Origin of the sequence: Bacillus sp. CECT 9360, assembly GCF_918741275.1 — a bacterium.
In the GTDB taxonomy this organism is placed as follows: Bacteria; Bacillota; Bacilli; order Bacillales; family DSM-1321; genus Peribacillus.
The window spans coordinates 28,468-44,698 of the sequence record NZ_CAKKNA010000007.1; the positions used below are offsets into that span (position 1 = coordinate 28,468).

Annotated in this window: 17 protein-coding genes; 9 read left to right on the forward strand and 8 right to left on the reverse strand. The window is 41.8% G+C overall.

Going from position 1 to position 16,231, the window contains the following annotated elements:
- The first annotated feature begins 1 nt into the window (after nucleotide 1).
- The 8 genes from LQ216_RS09945 to LQ216_RS09980 all read left to right on the forward strand — a co-directional run bounded on the left by LQ216_RS09945 (nucleotide 2) and on the right by LQ216_RS09980 (nucleotide 8,723).
- The gene (locus tag LQ216_RS09945) at nucleotides 2–934 is read left to right on the forward strand and encodes an ABC transporter permease (RefSeq protein ID WP_230129154.1); all 933 of its coding nucleotides are present in this window, start codon (nucleotides 2–4) and stop codon (nucleotides 932–934) included.
- Nucleotides 934–1,884: an ABC transporter permease gene (locus tag LQ216_RS09950; RefSeq protein WP_230129155.1), complete on the forward strand. Its 951-nt coding sequence runs from the start codon at nucleotides 934–936 to the stop codon at nucleotides 1,882–1,884. Before LQ216_RS09945 ends, LQ216_RS09950 begins: the two co-directional genes overlap by 1 nt.
- A 5-nt stretch (nucleotides 1,885–1,889) precedes the next feature.
- Nucleotides 1,890–2,885 (forward strand): ABC transporter ATP-binding protein, encoded by a 996-nt coding sequence (locus LQ216_RS09955; protein WP_230129156.1) that lies wholly within the window; start codon nucleotides 1,890–1,892, stop codon nucleotides 2,883–2,885.
- Nucleotides 2,886–2,991: 106 nt separating this feature from the next.
- A complete protein-coding gene (locus LQ216_RS09960) occupies nucleotides 2,992–4,611 on the forward strand; it encodes a peptide ABC transporter substrate-binding protein (protein WP_230129157.1) in 1,620 nt (539 codons plus the stop codon).
- Nucleotides 4,612–4,891: 280 nt separating this feature from the next.
- Nucleotides 4,892–5,983: a dipeptide epimerase gene (locus LQ216_RS09965; RefSeq protein WP_230129158.1), complete on the forward strand. Its 1,092-nt coding sequence runs from the start codon at nucleotides 4,892–4,894 to the stop codon at nucleotides 5,981–5,983.
- A gap of 3 nt (nucleotides 5,984–5,986) precedes the next feature.
- Entirely contained in the window at nucleotides 5,987–6,913 is a 927-nt protein-coding gene (locus LQ216_RS09970; RefSeq protein WP_230129159.1) for a C40 family peptidase, read from the forward strand.
- Nucleotides 6,914–6,916: 3 nt separating this feature from the next.
- A complete protein-coding gene (locus tag LQ216_RS09975; protein WP_230129160.1) occupies nucleotides 6,917–7,927 on the forward strand; it encodes an oligopeptide/dipeptide ABC transporter ATP-binding protein in 1,011 nt (336 codons plus the stop codon).
- A 16-nt stretch (nucleotides 7,928–7,943) separates the two neighbouring features.
- The gene (locus LQ216_RS09980; RefSeq protein ID WP_230129161.1) at nucleotides 7,944–8,723 is read left to right on the forward strand and encodes a serine hydrolase; all 780 of its coding nucleotides are present in this window, start codon (nucleotides 7,944–7,946) and stop codon (nucleotides 8,721–8,723) included.
- Between the two features lie 53 nt (nucleotides 8,724–8,776).
- Here the strand turns inward: LQ216_RS09980 and LQ216_RS09985 are convergent, their stop codons facing one another.
- From LQ216_RS09985 to LQ216_RS10010, 6 genes are all read right to left on the reverse strand, one after another.
- Complete coding sequence (locus tag LQ216_RS09985; RefSeq protein ID WP_230129162.1) at nucleotides 8,777–9,694, reverse strand: alpha/beta hydrolase; 918 nt, start codon at nucleotides 9,692–9,694, stop codon at nucleotides 8,777–8,779.
- Between the two features lie 208 nt (nucleotides 9,695–9,902).
- Nucleotides 9,903–10,061, reverse strand: a complete 159-nt coding sequence (locus LQ216_RS09990; protein WP_230129163.1) for a hypothetical protein — start codon at nucleotides 10,059–10,061, stop codon at nucleotides 9,903–9,905.
- Nucleotides 10,062–10,187: 126 nt separating this feature from the next.
- Nucleotides 10,188–11,420 (reverse strand): aminopeptidase, encoded by a 1,233-nt coding sequence (locus LQ216_RS09995; RefSeq protein WP_230129164.1) that lies wholly within the window; start codon nucleotides 11,418–11,420, stop codon nucleotides 10,188–10,190.
- A gap of 110 nt (nucleotides 11,421–11,530) precedes the next feature.
- Complete coding sequence (locus LQ216_RS10000) at nucleotides 11,531–13,024, reverse strand: peptide MFS transporter (RefSeq protein ID WP_230129165.1); 1,494 nt, start codon at nucleotides 13,022–13,024, stop codon at nucleotides 11,531–11,533.
- A gap of 276 nt (nucleotides 13,025–13,300) precedes the next feature.
- Entirely contained in the window at nucleotides 13,301–13,576 is a 276-nt protein-coding gene (locus LQ216_RS10005; protein WP_290369257.1) for an AbrB/MazE/SpoVT family DNA-binding domain-containing protein, read from the reverse strand.
- A gap of 309 nt (nucleotides 13,577–13,885) precedes the next feature.
- Complete coding sequence (locus LQ216_RS10010; protein WP_230129166.1) at nucleotides 13,886–14,446, reverse strand: FAD-dependent oxidoreductase; 561 nt, start codon at nucleotides 14,444–14,446, stop codon at nucleotides 13,886–13,888.
- Nucleotides 14,447–14,930: 484 nt separating this feature from the next.
- Between LQ216_RS10010 and LQ216_RS10015 the strand changes: the two genes are divergently transcribed.
- Entirely contained in the window at nucleotides 14,931–15,329 is a 399-nt protein-coding gene (locus LQ216_RS10015; RefSeq protein WP_230129167.1) for a MarR family transcriptional regulator, read from the forward strand.
- A gap of 167 nt (nucleotides 15,330–15,496) precedes the next feature.
- Here LQ216_RS10015 and LQ216_RS10020 read toward each other — a convergent pair whose 3' ends face one another.
- Both LQ216_RS10020 and LQ216_RS10025 read right to left on the reverse strand, forming a co-directional pair.
- Complete coding sequence (locus LQ216_RS10020; RefSeq protein WP_230129168.1) at nucleotides 15,497–15,820, reverse strand: cupin domain-containing protein; 324 nt, start codon at nucleotides 15,818–15,820, stop codon at nucleotides 15,497–15,499.
- 58 nt (nucleotides 15,821–15,878) lie between these two features.
- Nucleotides 15,879–16,193, reverse strand: coding sequence for a metal-sulfur cluster assembly factor (locus tag LQ216_RS10025; protein ID WP_230129169.1), 315 nt, complete (start codon nucleotides 16,191–16,193; stop codon nucleotides 15,879–15,881).
- Nucleotides 16,194–16,231: the final 38 nt, after the last annotated feature.

Below are 16,231 nucleotides of genomic sequence, written 5' to 3' on the forward strand. Positions count from 1 at the left end.
TATGAATACATACATTATCAAACGTCTCGCGGCCATGCTTGTTACATTATGGCTTATCGTTACCCTCACCTTTTTCCTGATGCATTCCATCCCTGGCTCACCTTTTAACGAAGAGAGAACGACGAGTGAAGCCGTCCAAAAGAATCTGGAAGCCTTTTATCATTTGGATGAACCCCTTTTGGTTCAATATGGAAGCTATTTAAAGTCACTGCTTACCCTGGATTTTGGACCGTCAATCAAAAATTCTTCCCAAACGGTCAACGATATGCTCGGAAGGGGTTTCCCGATTTCCTTTGAATTAGGGATGTGGACATTAATTGTTGCGATTATCTCCGGCATTACTCTTGGAGTAATAGCCGCACTCCGCCACAACGGAATTGTTGATTATATTGCGATGGCGATTGCCGTTATCGGAATATCAATTCCTAACTTTGTTATGGCGACTTTACTGATTCAGCAATTAGCGGTTAAATGGTCTATTTTTCCGGTTGCAACCTGGTCAAGCCCCATGCATATGGTTTTACCGACTTTAGCACTAGCAACCGGGCCGATGGCAATTATCGCTCGTCTTACTAGGGCAAGCATGCTTGAAGTTTTGACACAGGACTACATAAGGACAGCAAAGGCGAAAGGATTATCGCCATTTAAAATTGTTGTGAAACATGCGCTAAGAAACGCCCTTTTGCCGGTCGTTACGGTGTTGGGAACTTTAGCAGCGAGCATATTGACAGGAACCTTTGTCATTGAAAAGATATTCGCGATTCCCGGGATGGGGAAGTACTTCGTCGACAGCATCTCCAATCGCGATTACCCGGTGATCATGGGTACGACTGTGTTCTACAGTTCAATTCTAATTATCATGCTTTTCCTAGTTGATCTAGCATACGGAATATTAGATCCGAGAATCAAACTGCATAAGAAGGAGGGAAAATAGTGGAGCTTCGCAAACAGCATGAATCAAATATTTCATCAGACGTCCCTGATGAATGGTTTGTACCTAAGCCTAAGAACAGTAAAGAAGCAGAAGCTGTTGTTAGGCCAAGTCTCTCGTACTGGCAGGATTCGTGGCGACGCCTTTTGAAGAATAAACTGGCAATCGGAGGGTTGGTTTTTCTAGTCTTAATCGTGTTTATGGCCATTTTCGGGCCGCTAATTTCACCACATTCCCTCGATCAGGAGCTGACAAAGCAGAACTTGCCACCTTCCAGTGAATACTGGTTCGGTACGGATGATCTGGGCCGCGATGTGTTTACGAGAACGTGGCATGGCGCAAGGATTTCCTTATTTGTCGGTACGGCTGCGGCGTTAATTGACTTCATCATCGGGGTTATATACGGTGGCATCGCAGGTTACAAGGGCGGCAGGGCAGATAATATTATGATGAGGATTGTTGAAGTGCTGTACGGACTGCCTTATCTGCTTGTTGTTATTTTATTGATGGTAGCAATGGGACCGGGCTTATCTACAATTATTGTTGCCTTATCTGTTACAGGCTGGATTGGAATGGCACGGATTGTCAGGGGCCAGGTTTTGCAAATTAAAAACTATGAATTTGTGCTTGCTTCAAAAACATTCGGGACAAAAACAGGACGCATTCTTAGAAAGAACCTGTTGCCTAACACAATGGGACCGATCATTGTCCAAATGACTCTGACCGTTCCTACGGCGATATTTGCTGAAGCATTTTTAAGTTTCTTAGGATTAGGCATTCAGCCTCCGCATACAAGCTGGGGAATGATGGCCAATGATGGTTTGTCTACGATTCTATCAGGGCATTGGTGGCGTCTATTCTTCCCTGCGTTTTTCATTTCGGCAACGATGTTTGCCTTTAACGTTTTGGGAGATGGCTTGCAGGATGCTCTTGATCCAAAGCTGAGGAGGTAATCATCATGGAAAAAATACTTGAAGTAAATGACCTTCATGTTTCATTTGCTACTTATGGGGGAGAAGTACAAGCAGTCCGCGGGGTTAGCTTTGAATTGTACAAAGGGGAAACCTTGGCGATTGTTGGTGAATCAGGCTGCGGAAAAAGTGTGACCACTCAGAGCATCATGGGACTTGTTCCTAATCCCCCAGGCAAAATTACTGGAGGCGAAATCCTTTTTAAAGGTAAAGACTTAACTCAATTAAAAGAATCTGAGCTTCGCAAACTCCGCGGTGCTGATATATCAATGATCTTCCAGGATCCGATGACTGCATTGAATCCTACTCTTACGGTTGGCGAACAGATTATGGAAGGTATTATGCAGCATGAAAAAATATCACGGGCTGAAGCAAAGCAAAAGACGATTGATATGCTTCATTTAGTAGGCATTCCGGCACCGGAATCACGCCTGAAGCAATACCCGCATCAATTTAGCGGCGGAATGCGCCAGAGAATTGTGATTGCAATGGCTCTTGTATGTGAGCCTGAGGTCTTAATTGCTGATGAACCGACAACTGCACTTGATGTAACGATTCAAGCTCAAATACTGGAGTTATTCAAGGATATCCAGCAAAAAACTGGAGTTTCGATTATTCTGATCACCCATGACTTGGGTGTTGTAGCCAAGGTAGCTGACCGTGTTGCGGTCATGTATGCCGGTAAAATCGTCGAGGCTGGAAATAGGAGGGATATTTTTTATAATCAACAACATCCCTATACAAAAGGATTACTGAATTCCGTACCACGCCTTGATATGGAGGATGCAGAGCTGATGCCGATTAACGGTTCACCTCCTGACTTATTTTCGCCACCGGCAGGCTGTCCTTTCGCTGCCCGTTGTGAGTATGCAATGGAAGTATGCGACCGTATTTATCCGAATAAGACATATGTGGACAATGAGCATAACGTCGATTGCTGGCTGCAAGATGAAAGGGCAAAAACACTTCTGGCAGTAAAGTAGGAATGTAATGATAAAGGGGTTAGCGATAACGGGTATAACTTGTCCGTAGTCCAACTGAAGCGGATTATGGACAGTTTAATACATAGATAAAATGAGGGGGAAGAAAATGAAAAAGCTAGTTACATTGTTAATGTTTTCAATCGTTGTATTAGTTTTGGCAGCCTGTACGGCAAGCAACGAAGCAGGCAGTGAAAAGGATAGTGGCGGTGAAGGGAAAAAAGAAAAGGTATTACATTTGAAGAATAATACCGAACCTACTTCATTGGACCCTTCCATCGGATTTGATGCTGTTTCATGGGATCCTTTGAATAATATCATGGAAGGCTTGACACGCTTAAGCAAAGATCATGAACCCGAAGCCGCTACCGCGGAAAAATGGGAAGTATCAGAGGATGAGAAAACTTATACATTTTTCATTCGCAAAGATGCAAAGTGGTCCAATGGAGATGACTTAACGGCCAATGATTTTGTTTATGCATGGAAACGCTTGTTGGATCCTAACACCGGGTCTTCTGCTTCATTCCTCGGATATTTTATCGAAGGCGGGGAAGCATTTAATTCAGGCAAAGGCAAAGCTGAGGATGTAAAGATTAAAGCTGTTGATGAGAAAACGTTTGAAGTAACTTTAACTAGTCCACAGGAGTATTTCCTAAGCGTAATTGCCAACCCGGCTTTCTTCCCGATTAATGAGAAGGTTGCAACGGAAAATCCGAAATGGTTTGCCGAGGCTGTGTCTTTTGTTGGAAACGGTCCATTTACATTGGCAGAGTGGGCGCATGATGATCACATTATGATGGAAAAAAGCGATACGTATTGGGATGCTAAAAGCGTGAAACTCGATAAAGTTCACTGGGCAATCATCGATGATACAAATACACAATATCAAATGTTCGAAAAAGGCGACCTTGATGTTTCTGATGTCCCTGCAGACATGAGTGAGCAACTTTTCAAAGAAGATAAAGTTTTGGTGGAAGATCAGGCCGGTCAATACTTCTATCGATTAAATGTTAACAAAGAACCTTTCCAAAATGCGAATATCCGTAAAGCATTCGCCATGGCGACAGATCAAAAGGAAATGGTTGATTATGTAACGAAAAGACAACAAAAACCGGCATATGGTTTTGTTTCATACGGATTTAAAGATCCATCCGGAAAAGACTTCCGTGAAGCAAGCGGCGACCTAATTAAAACAGATGTAGAACAAGCGAAAGAATTACTGAAAAAAGGTATGGAAGAGGAAGGCTATAAAGAACTTCCGGAAGTAACCTTAACATACAGCACGGATGATGTTCATAAAAAAATGGCAGAAGCCATGCAACAAATGTTCAAAAAGAACTTAGATGTAGATGTTAAATTGGCAAACATGGAAGCAAACGCGTTTGCTACAGAACAAAAAGCGTTGAAGTTCCAATTTTCCCGCAGTTCGTTCCTTGCAGACTATGCGGACCCGATCAACTTCCTGGAAAATTTCCAAACTGGCCACTCTATGAATCGTACAGGCTGGAGCAATGCGAAATATGATCAGTTGATTAAAGAGGCAAAAATTGACGCGAATGAAGAAAAACGCTTTGAAAAGATGTATGAAGCCGAAAAGATTTTGTTCGAGGAAACGCCAATCATTCCGATTCATTTTTACAACCACGTTCAGTTGCAAAATGATGATGTGAGCGGAATTGTCCGTCACCCGGTTGGTTATATCGAATTGAAGTGGGCGGATAAGAAATAACTCATCTTATACCATTCCCTCGATTAAGTTTTACAGCATGGGTTTTCTTTGGGTGTTCGACTCCAAAGTTGTTTAGAGGGAAGTCGTAAACCTTTATGTTCATTTGAGTTTTTTAAAAACTAGAGAAGGGGGTGTTCGTTTGAACATCCCTTTTTGACTAGAAGCATATAGTGATAACAAGTTATAAAGGAATACTATTAATCTGAAAATTAAGCTCTTAGAGGCGTCGGTACATTGTTTCGCCAATTTGGGCATACATAAAGATAAAGGATGAGAAGGAATGAAACTAGCAAAAATTGAAACCTTCCGAGTAGCGGTACCGCTTATTAAACCGTTTAAAACAGCGCTTCGAACCGTTGAAATAGCAGAGTCGGTTTTTGTGAAAGTTACCTGTGATAACGGCATGATTGGCTGGGGAGAAGCTCCCCCGACCATTGTCATCACTGGTGACAGCATACTTAGCATTGAATCTGCCATACACAATGTTTTGAAGCCCGCTTTGCTTAACAAAAGCCTGCTAAGCTATGAAACCATTTTCCAGGAAATGAAAATAATACTGATTGGAAATTCAAGCGCCAAAGCAGCTATAGACATGGCCATCTACGACTGCCTCGCGCAGTATTGCAAGCTACCACTCTACCAATTTCTTGGAGGCCATAAAAGTGAATTGGAAACAGATTTTACCGTAAGTGTAAACGGACCTGAGGAAATGGGTGAGGATGCCGAATCCTATGTAAAGCAAGGCTTTAATGTTCTGAAAGTAAAAGTTGGCAAAGATGATATTTCAACTGATCTCGAAAGGATAGAGGAGATTAGAAAGCGCGTTGGCTATAATGTGAAGATTCGATTGGATGCAAACCAGGGTTGGAATCCAAAGGATGCTATACGGGCAATCCGTAAAATGGAAGACAACGATTTACAAATCGAATTGGTTGAGCAGCCGGTCAAAGCTGATGATATTGAAGGGTTAAAGCAAGTAACCGACTCTGTGGATACATTAATTATGGCGGACGAAAGTATTTTCACCCCCAAGCAGGCCTATCAGGTTTTAAAAACACGAAGTGCCGATTTGATCAATATAAAGCTGATGAAGGCAGGAGGCATCTACCAGGCCCAGATCATCAATCAACTGGCTGAGGTCTGCGGGGTGGAATGCATGGTTGGCAGCATGATTGAGACCCGCCTAGGCATAACGGCGGCCGCTCACTTTGCGGCAAGCAAAAAGAATATTACCCGATTTGATTTCGATGCGCCGCTTATGCTCGCCAAGGAAATCGTTGAAGGCGGAATTACGTATAATGGCAGGAAAATAACTCTTCCTAATGGGTATGGATTAGGACTCGACCACGTAGATATAGAAAGGGGGGGTTAGGCGGTGTTCCATCAGAAAACGGTAGTAAACGTTGCGGTGGCAACTGTATGGACAACAGATAAGTCGTCCAGGGCAATTGATGCAGAGGCCACTTCATTCCCGGCGCAAATAGATAGCTGGCTCAGCAAATTAACCTATGAAACTCGTTTAGAACTTTGTAATGCGAATTTGGTCCAATCACAAGTGTTGTTCGGACAGGAAGTAATCATCACCGATGAACAAGATGGCTGGGCTAAGATTTTCGTACCGGAACAGCCTTCAGGCAAAGACCACCGAGGATATCCGGGCTGGATGCCTAAGGAACAGCTTGCTGAGAGTGTTGAATGGGATATAAGTGAAGGTCCGGTCGCAACTGTAATAAGCAAGAGAGCGATGCTTTATTCAGAAAATGAGCTACTATTATTTGAAGTAAGCTATCAAACGATATTGCCAGTTATAGCAGAAAAACCTGATAGGGTGATCGTGAAATTACCAGAAGGCACTGGTTATATAAAAACAGAAGACGTAGTTGTTTCTCATTCCTGGGATGATAGACCAAAGGGAAGCGGAAAGGATATAGTTGCCGAGGGAGAAAGGTTCCTGGGCCTTCCATACTTATGGGGTGGTATGAGTTCATTTGGTTTTGACTGCTCAGGATTCAGCTATACGTTGTGCCGGGCAATCGGATACATCATTCCGCGCGATGCCGCAGATCAGGCAGCGGCAGGAAAACAGATTGAACTGGATGCGATCCAACCAGGTGATTTATTATTTTTTGCCTATGAAGAAGGTAAGGGAAGCATTCACCATGTCGGAATATATTATGGGGATGGAAAGCTTTTGCATTCTCCTAAAACAGGGAAACATGTCGAAATTATCGAGTTGGCAGGTACCATTTACGAAAAAGAACTTTGCCGAGCGAGCCGTTATGGGCAAGAGACGGAGGAGTAAAACATGAATAGGGAAGTTCTATTAACAGTTAATGATTTGAAAAAGCATTTTGCCATTGGAAAAAACGAAACACTAAAAGCAGTAGACGGAATTTCTTTTCATGTCAATAAAGGTGAAACCTTTGGAATTGTGGGCGAATCCGGTTGTGGAAAATCTACAGCGGGCCGGACCATTATCGGTTTATATGACCCAAGCGACGGAGAGGTTATTTTTAACGGGCAGAATGTCCACAACATGAATGAGAAGGAGAAATTTGCCTATCATCGTAGCATGCAAATGATTTTCCAAGATCCGTATGCTTCATTAAATCCGCGCTCGACCGTCCGTGAGATCATTTCTGAGCCAATGGAGGTACACAGGCTGTATCCGAATAGACAAGAGAGACTAGAGCGTGTTTATCAATTGTTAGAGGATGTCGGGTTAAACCGGGATCATGCGAACAGGTATCCGCATGAATTCTCTGGAGGGCAACGGCAGAGGATCGGGATTGCCCGGGCACTTGCGTTAGACCCGGAGTTTATTATTGCTGATGAACCGATTTCGGCATTGGATGTGTCTGTACAAGCCCAGGTCGTTAATTTGCTAAAACGCCTGCAGAAGGAAAAAGGCTTGACTTATTTATTCATCGCTCACGATCTTTCTATGGTAAAACAAATCAGTAACCGCATTGCTGTGATGTATTTAGGACATATCGTCGAGCTAACGACAAGTAAAGAACTATATAATCAACCGCTTCATCCCTATACACAGGCTTTATTATCAGCAATTCCGATACCTGATCCCGATGTTGAGGATGAGCGTGAACGGATCATCTTAAAAGGTGAGCTGCCAAGCCCGATAAATCCGCCGAGCGGATGTGTATTCAGAACGAGATGTCCGTATGTGATGGAAGCATGCGCTACACATAAGCCCGAGTGGCAGGAAGTTGAAGAGAACCATTTCGTTGCTTGTCACCTGTATAACAAAAAGCTGACAGGTGACCATGATTTCTCTCAGGTGGCGGTGACGAAATAGAAGGGACGGAAGGCCAATGGAATGGATCGCTTTGGAAGAATCGATCATGCATTTAAAGAATCATGCTAACGGCAGGATCGGTGTACACATCGAAATAGATGGTAAAGTCATTGAAAGTGGCAGTCAAGAAACTTTTCAATCTGCAAGTCTAATTAAAATTCCTATTTTAATAGAAGCATTCCGCCAAAATGAAGAAAAACACATTTATTTGAATCAGCCTGTTACCATACCGATGACTGAGAGGGTAAAAGGATCAGGAGTCATATATGCTTTAACGGATAAAGTATTTATGACGATAGGGGATATCATCACTTTAATGATTATTGTTTCGGATAACACGGCGACGAACCTATTGATCAATTTCTTGGGTCAGGATGAAATTAACAGGTGTATCAAAGAGTTAGGTCTGGATAAGACGGTTTTAAATCGAAGGATGATGGACTTTGAGGCAATCAATCAAGGCAAGGACAATTTAACCAGTGCCACTGATATGCTTGTTTGTCTAAAAGCGATAAAAGAGGAGACCTTTCTTTCAACAAAGAGCAATGAACAGATACTTTCCATTATGAGAAAACAGCAAATGACCGACAAACTTCAGGCTCTTATGGATCCTGAAAAAGTATCTGTAGCGAACAAAACAGGCAGCTTGCCAGGCATTGTCCACGATTGTGCAATTATTACGTATGGTGAAAAAACAGCATATGTTGCCGTACTGACGAGTGTCTCCTCAGAGGAAGAAGGAAGGCAAGTGATAGCTAAGATTGGCAAGCTCGTTTATGAATACTTAGTGCAATAGTAGGAACGTAAAAAAGGTCATGCTCAAGAAGGAAGAAGCATGATCTTTTTTAGTCATTCAGTACTAATCTTTTGCGTCTCATTTTCAAGCTTTTGTTTAACATATTCTCCAATTTCATCGATAGCTTTGCTGGCTTCCGGTGTTGTAAATTGCTGAAACACGTGCCACATGTCCTCCCATACTTTTAAGGTGGCTTCGACCCCAGCTGCATTGGCACGTTCAACGAGACGGACTGAATCATCGAGAAGAATTTCATCGTTTCCGACGTGCACTAACATAGGAGGAAGGCCCTGTAAATCAGCATATATAGGCGAGACAAGAGGATGACGGCGGTCCATGCTGCCAATATATAAAAACGGCGCAGCGCGATTCTGTTCGGGATTTAGCCAAGGATCTGCATCTGCACGTGACTCCATCGACTCTCCGGTTCCTTCCATATCCGTCCAAGGGGAGAGGAGAATCGCTGAAGCAGGCAGAGCATCTCCAGCATCTCTTAGCGATAAAAGCATTGCCATCGTGAGGCCACCGCCAGCCGAATCTCCTCCTACAACGATTCGTTCAGGAGAAATACCTGAACGAAGCAACCATCGATAAGCTGTAACCGCATCTTCAATTCCAGAAGGGAAGGGATGTTCAGGAGCCAGTCGGTATTCAATCACCAGTACACGGGTTGCTGTCGAACGCGAGAGTTTGGCAGCCAAATCTCTGTGCGTATTTAAGCTCCCAAGCATGTACGCACCTCCGTGAAGATACAGGAATACCCGATCGCGGGCCGCATTTGGAGCAATGACCCATTCCGCAGGGGTATTTTCAATCATTATTTTTTCTGTTTTTATATCCGGATCAATTGGGATGGAAGCCAATAATGCTTCTAAACGATTTCTTGATTCTTGAATTGTAAGCTTTTTCGGCTGGGATGCAACATATTCTATTAGACGGTTGCGTTCTGCAAGACTTTCTTTGCTGGCCATATTTTGTCCCCCCACTCATAATGTTTGTAAGCGTATTCATTAAGTATATTTCGTTTCTATTCTTGAAAAGTCCTTCTAATTCATCAATTTTTATCTATCCAATACTAGAATTGCTGTGAAAAAAGCGGGGTCCATCCGTCATTTACTTTAATGGTAATCCGTCTAAGAAAGCAATTAAAAATAGCCTTGTTGACACAAGGCAAAAGTGTTATTTCCATTTGTATGATTGGTAGATTGATCCTTTCTTATACTTTAGATTCTCGTCATTAAAAACATCGTCATATAAATGATCCCAATAGTTATGGCTGTAGCGATTACGGTTTTTCACCTTTCTTTTGTGAAAGCCTATTAGATTCACTTTTCTCATTTATTCACCCTCTTCTCTGTTTATTTATCATATTCGCTTTATAGACGGAGTGTATGGACAGGTTTCCTATTAGAATAAATAAAAAGATCATGCCCATTATAAGCATGATCTTTTGCAATATATTTTTTAAAACGCCCAGTCACCTTTACGGAAGATGGCTTCAGTGCTGCCGTCTTCTCTAATCCCGTCGATATCCATTTCAGAAGATCCGATCATGAAATCAACGTGGGTGATGCTTTCGTTAAGTCCGTTCTTTGCAAGTTCTTCAGGGGACATCTTTTTGCCGCCTTCAAGGCAGAAGGCATAAGCGCTGCCGATCGCCAAGTGGTTAGAAGCATTTTCATCGAACAACGTGTTAAAGAAAAGGACGTTTGATTGTGAAATCGGTGAGTTGAATGGCACGAGCGCGACTTCGCCTAAATAGTGAGAGCCTTCATCTGTTTCCACTAATTGCTTTAAAATTTCTTCGCCTTCTTCTGCTTTCACTTCGACAATTCGGCCTTGCTTAAATGTAATCGAAAACTTATCAATGATGTTTCCGCCGTAGCTAAGCGGCTTCGTGCTGGAAACAGTGCCGTTTACTCCTGTTTTTAAAGGAACCGTGAAAACTTCTTCTGTAGGCATATTTGCCATGAACGCATGTCCTTGTTCGTTAATGCTGCCTGCACCGACCCACAGGTGTTGCTCAGGAAGTTCGATTGTCAGGTCCGTCCCGGAAGCTTTGTAATGAAGTTTTGTATAGCGTTTGCCATTTAAATAATCGACTTTTTCATGAAGAGACTCGTCGTGTTTTTTCCAGGCAGCAACCGGATTTTCCGTATCTATACGGGTCGCTTTAAAGATAGCATCCCATAGCTTATGTACTCTTTCTTCTGCGGCAGCATCAGGGAATACCATGTCGGCCCAGGCATGGGATGGAACCGCAACAATTGACCAACTGAACTTATCGGCTTGCACGTACTGACGGAATTGTTTAAGCGCAGTGCCTGAAGCTTTTTGGAAGTTGGCGATCCGCTCCGGCTTCACACCTTTCAACAGGTCAGGAGGCGATGAAATCACTGATAAGTAAGCAGCACCCTTTTCCGCCCATTCAATCATTTCCTTAGCGCGATGCTCCGGATATTCCGTGAATACTTCATCCGGTGCCAAATCATATTTGATACGGTTAACGGTATCATCCGTCCAGTTGACGATTACATTGCGCGCGCCGATTTCATAAGCTTTCTTAACGATTAACCTGACAAGATCCGCACCTTCCAAAGCTGTATTTATAACAAGTGTTTGCCCTTTTTGGACATTGACGCCAACCTTGACCGCAAGCTCTGCGTATTTTTCTAAATTTGCTTGGAAATTACTCATACATTACTCTCCTTTACCAGAATCTTCATTTACATTGTAGCGATTATACAGCAAAAAAGATAGATTTTAAAACGAAAACTGCCTATCCAATTTGGACAGGCAGTTTTCGTTTATCTTACACCTTGCATATAACCCTGAATTTTCGGAGAAAGCATGAAAAGAAGGAATCCAAGCAAAATGGATAGGCTACCGATCACTCCAAAGTACAGGATTTCTGATTCAGGATTAAAGAACCGGACAACCTGGGCATTAATCGCCTGTGCCGCCGCATTTGATAAAAACCAGAGACTCATCGTCTGAGCGGAGAACGCTGCCGGTGCGAGTTTCGTCGTAGCCGAAAGTCCGACAGGGGACAGACATAACTCACCCAAAACCACGAGGAAGAAGCTGAGTACCAGCCATAACGGGTTTACCAATGTATCGGTACCGTTTAGATAAGCAGGGAAAATCATCACTAGGAACGAAAGTCCCGCGAAAAATAATCCGAAAGCAAACTTTTTCGGAGTAGAAGGCTGCCTATTCCCAAGCTTGACCCAAAACCAGGCAAAAACAGGCGCAAGCATGACGATGAATAACGGATTCAATGATTGAAACCATGCAGATTTAATTTCTATGCCCGCAATGTTAAGTTGCGTGCGATTATCAGCATACGTCGCTAATATATTGGAGCCCTGTTCCTGGATTGCCCAGAACATGACGGCTGCGATGAACAGCGGGATGTATGCGATCAGCCGTGAGCGCTCAACCTCTGTGGTTTTCGGACTACGGTACATAAAGATAAAATAGAGGGTTGGAATGACTATCCCTGATAAAGTAACTAGTAAAATAAAGCGTTCAATCGTCAAATACCCAGCCGGAATAGTGATAGCGGCCAAGATGACGATTACAAGCGCCCCGATCCCAATTCTAGTGAATACTTTCGTTTTTTCATTTTTAGACAGCGGATTGGGTACATAGGAACCTGCAAGTCCCAAAGTTTTCTTTTTTGTTAGAAGAAACGTGACAAGGCCCAAGAACATACCGATAGCGGCAATCCCAAAGCCGAGATGGTAATTATATTCCTGTCCGATCGTTCCGACAATCAACGGCGCCAGAAAACCGCCCAGGTTAATACCCATATAGAAAATACTGAATCCAGAATCACGCCGCGGGTCTTCCTCGCTATACATTTCACCAACAACGCTTGAAACATTCGGTTTCAGTAGACCCGTACCGATGACAATCAAAACCATCGATGAAAACAATGTCGTAACACCGCCCGGCAGTGCGAGAATGATGTGTCCAAACATTATCAAAGCGCCGCCGTAAAAAACAGTCCGGGTCGTCCCGAGTAATCTGTCCGCAATCCAACCTCCGATAATTCCGGACATATAAACGAGTGATCCGTATACAGACATAATCGAATTGGCTGTAGTTTGGTCTAAGCCCAGTCCTCCCTCGGAAACTTTATCATACATGTAATAAATTAAAATGGCGCGCATTCCATAATAAGAAAAACGTTCCCAGAATTCAGTGAAGAACAGGGTAAATAACCCTTTGGGATGTCCAAAAAAGCCGGTCTGCGGCACACTTTGAACAATAACGTCCTTATCTCTTGTCTGCATCCTAAATCCTCCTTTTAAAAATTGTAAGAATAATTCAAATGATATAAGGAACAATTATTTTACTATAGCACTTTTGGTTTTGTATTAAAAGTTTCTCGCTTAATATCGGAGAATTATGAAAAATAATACATAAATTGAAGAAAGATATGAAAATTGGTCAGCGGTAAGGAGTAAAATGCAGACTCAAGCATAGGGAGAAGCGCAATAAATGGGGAGAAAATAATTAAAAAAACCAACCACCTCTTTTATAAAGGTTGTTGGTATTATAATCATGTTTTATATTAAATGGGACTCAATTTCTTTCATTAATTTCTCTGCACCCTCCGGACTAAGTCGAAGCTGCCCTCCGGCTACAGCAAAATTCTTTTCTGAAATCTCGCCAGTTATCACACATGAATTACTAGCTTTATATTTTTGAAGAATAATCATGTCACCATCAGTGAAGATTTCCAACCCATCTCTTTCATTAATATTAAAATTTCTCCGTATTTCTTTAGGGATGACGACCCTTCCTAAATTATCTAAGTTTCTTACTACACCGGTAGCGCGCATATAAATTTTCCCTCCATACATTTATACTTAAATATTACCATATTGTAAAAATGATTAACAGTTTTGTAAATTAATATGAATTTTTTGTTTTCTACTTTGAATGCTTTGCTTTTTTATATTCAAGTTTTTAAAACTTTTTCAAGATAATCGTAACTTTGTATAAAGCAAAAGGGTTTGTAAACCTTGAATAGGGAACCAAAATGATAAGGATGGCTAGAATAATAGAATCAATTTGATGAATAGGGAAGATCACTTTGAAAAAGCATCCGAAAAAATCGGATGCCTTAGTAATAGGGTGTATCAAAACTACTATTTTAAAATATCGTGATCAACATAACGCTCGCCATTCAGTTCACTGATTACATTGATCGCTACTTTGGCTCCGTCTCCTGCGGTGATAATGGTGTGCATACTGACACCCGCACAGGTTCCAGCAGCCCAGACACCCTCGATGTTCGTTTTTCCGGCGGTATCGCAGTCAACGATTGTCTTAATTCTTGGCTCTGTGCCAGGCTTGGTATTAATACCAGCCTTTTCGGCGAGTTCAACTACCATACCGGTGGCCAAGATAATGTGCTTTGCTTCGTATTCGCCGTTCTCCGTTTCAATTTTGAAGCCATCATTGGATTTTTCAAAATTGACCGTTTTTGTTTGGACAAGTTCCGCTCCGAATTTTTTGGCCTGGTTCTTACCAATTTCAACGAGATCGGGTCCGCTGATTTCATTCACGCCATAATGGTTTTGAAGCCATGCCCTTTTTGTAATGCTTTGGTCACTGTCTAACAGTAAAGTCTTTTTCCCGGCCTTTGCCGCAAAAAGTGCAGCGCTTCCGCCTGCCGGTCCAGCTCCGATTATCGCGATATCATACATAGGAAAAATCCTCCTTTTCAATATTCGACTTAATTTTATCAATAAGGAGGAAATTTCACTACTTAAAAGAACTGAAATCCGAATTTTTAATTGAATGAATTTATTGTTATCAAGGTTGTTTCTTTGTATGGTCATCTGAAGGAAACAAAAATAGAGGAAGGGTATAAAAGATATGCAAAGCGAAAAAGATTTAGTTATGATTTCCCTGCGGCCGCAAACTGAGTAAAAATGATGTTTTATTCATTATCAAATTTATGAATTTTTACGTTCAGGTAAATGGTCATCCAGGATACAATTACAAATATAATCGTTCCTGTGACGGAGTTTGAAAACGGGAATAGCAAAAATTCCATAATGGTTCACCACCTCAGATCTTCATTTTTATTTGCAGGGAAACCAGATTTTTATATCGTAATAAGATATACTTCATATTTAAATTATATCGTGTTAAGATATATTTATCAATAGGAAAGAAGGCGAATTTTTGGATTCACTTTTGTCAAAAGACGTTTATGAATACCTTGGAGAATTTAGATATCAACTAAGAAAGTTTCAGAAATTCAGTGATTCTGCAGCCCAAAAACACGGCGTCACCCCTCATCAACATCAATTATTATTGGCTATTAAAGGGTTCCCGGGCCGTGATTGCGCTACTCCGAGAGAGTTAGCGGAGCGTCTGCAAATTACTCATCATGCATGTGTAGGTTTAATAGACCGCTCTGAACAGCTTGTGCTGGTTTCCCGAAGACAGAATCCAGAGGATGGCCGTAGTGTATTAATTGAAGTCACTTCTCAAGGAAGTGAAATACTGGAGAAATTGTCGGAGATTCATTTGGAGGAAATAAAAAGAATTGGTTTGTTCAAGGAATTAGGAGAATTTTAGCTTCCATGTGGTTAGTTTCAAATTATCGAATGTCGTTAGCAGGGGAGTTAGGGTACTAAATTATAAGAAACGTAGAAAACGGGATCATATTAAAAAGCTAGCCCTGTCGCAGAGCTAGCTTTTGCTTAATTCTCTTTTCTTTTCAAACTGCCATCTCACTGTCTGTTTCACATTTTAGGCACTTTAGCCAGTACAACATACACGCACATTTTTTCATTACCAGTATTTTTAATGCTGAGCATTTGATCATTGCTGCAATGAATAACGTCCAGCTGCTGGATTTTAAAGTCCCGGTTGTCAATAAAACACTCACCTTCTCCTTCAAGGACAAGAAGATAGACTTGAGAATTCGGGTGGCTATGTGAAGGTAACATCTGACCAGGCATCAAGTTTAAAATGAAGGCATTACTTTTTTCTTCAGTAAATAACAATTGTTTATTTATACGTTGATCTTCAAAGACTTGTACTTCCTGAATATTTTTTACACTCATATCTTCCACCTCATTTTCAATTTTTAAAACCGCTAAAATGTAAATGAATCAGTCTTAGTTAATGTGGGATCCCCAGTGCGATTTTTGCGTAACGGGACATGAGATCTTTCGACCATGGCGGACTCCAGACAATGTCAATATCAATCGTCTTTAATTCTTTTAGACTATCAGATAATTTCTTTTTTGCTTTGGCTATTATTTGTCCGGCTAACGGGCATCCCATCGAGGTCATGGTCATCTGGATAGAAGCATTGTTCTCTTCATCTACGTTTATCCCATAAACAAGACCTAGATTAACAATATCCACGCCAAGCTCGGGATCAAGCACTTCTTCCAGCACTTTATACATGCTATCAACTAATTCCTTATTCATCGTTTCCTCACCTCTTGGATTTATTGTGAAGCGGGTTG

Coding starts and splice junctions, on each gene's coding strand:
- LQ216_RS10020 (WP_230129168.1), bottom strand. CDS start 15,820: ATGAGTGTAAAAAATATTCAGGAAGTACAAGTCTTTGAAGATCAACGT.
- LQ216_RS09955 (WP_230129156.1), top strand. CDS start 1,890: ATGGAAAAAATACTTGAAGTAAATGACCTTCATGTTTCATTTGCTACT.
- LQ216_RS09960 (WP_230129157.1), top strand. CDS start 2,992: ATGAAAAAGCTAGTTACATTGTTAATGTTTTCAATCGTTGTATTAGTT.
- LQ216_RS10005 (WP_290369257.1), bottom strand. CDS start 13,576: ATGCGCGCTACCGGTGTAGTAAGAAACTTAGATAATTTAGGAAGGGTC.
- LQ216_RS09980 (WP_230129161.1), top strand. CDS start 7,944: ATGGAATGGATCGCTTTGGAAGAATCGATCATGCATTTAAAGAATCAT.
- LQ216_RS09985 (WP_230129162.1), bottom strand. CDS start 9,694: ATGGCCAGCAAAGAAAGTCTTGCAGAACGCAACCGTCTAATAGAATAT.
- LQ216_RS09965 (WP_230129158.1), top strand. CDS start 4,892: ATGAAACTAGCAAAAATTGAAACCTTCCGAGTAGCGGTACCGCTTATT.
- LQ216_RS10000 (WP_230129165.1), bottom strand. CDS start 13,024: ATGCAGACAAGAGATAAGGACGTTATTGTTCAAAGTGTGCCGCAGACC.
- LQ216_RS09995 (WP_230129164.1), bottom strand. CDS start 11,420: ATGAGTAATTTCCAAGCAAATTTAGAAAAATACGCAGAGCTTGCGGTC.
- LQ216_RS10025 (WP_230129169.1), bottom strand. CDS start 16,193: ATGAATAAGGAATTAGTTGATAGCATGTATAAAGTGCTGGAAGAAGTG.
- LQ216_RS09990 (WP_230129163.1), bottom strand. CDS start 10,061: ATGAGAAAAGTGAATCTAATAGGCTTTCACAAAAGAAAGGTGAAAAAC.
- LQ216_RS10010 (WP_230129166.1), bottom strand. CDS start 14,446: ATGTATGATATCGCGATAATCGGAGCTGGACCGGCAGGCGGAAGCGCT.
- LQ216_RS09975 (WP_230129160.1), top strand. CDS start 6,917: ATGAATAGGGAAGTTCTATTAACAGTTAATGATTTGAAAAAGCATTTT.
- LQ216_RS09945 (WP_230129154.1), top strand. CDS start 2: ATGAATACATACATTATCAAACGTCTCGCGGCCATGCTTGTTACATTA.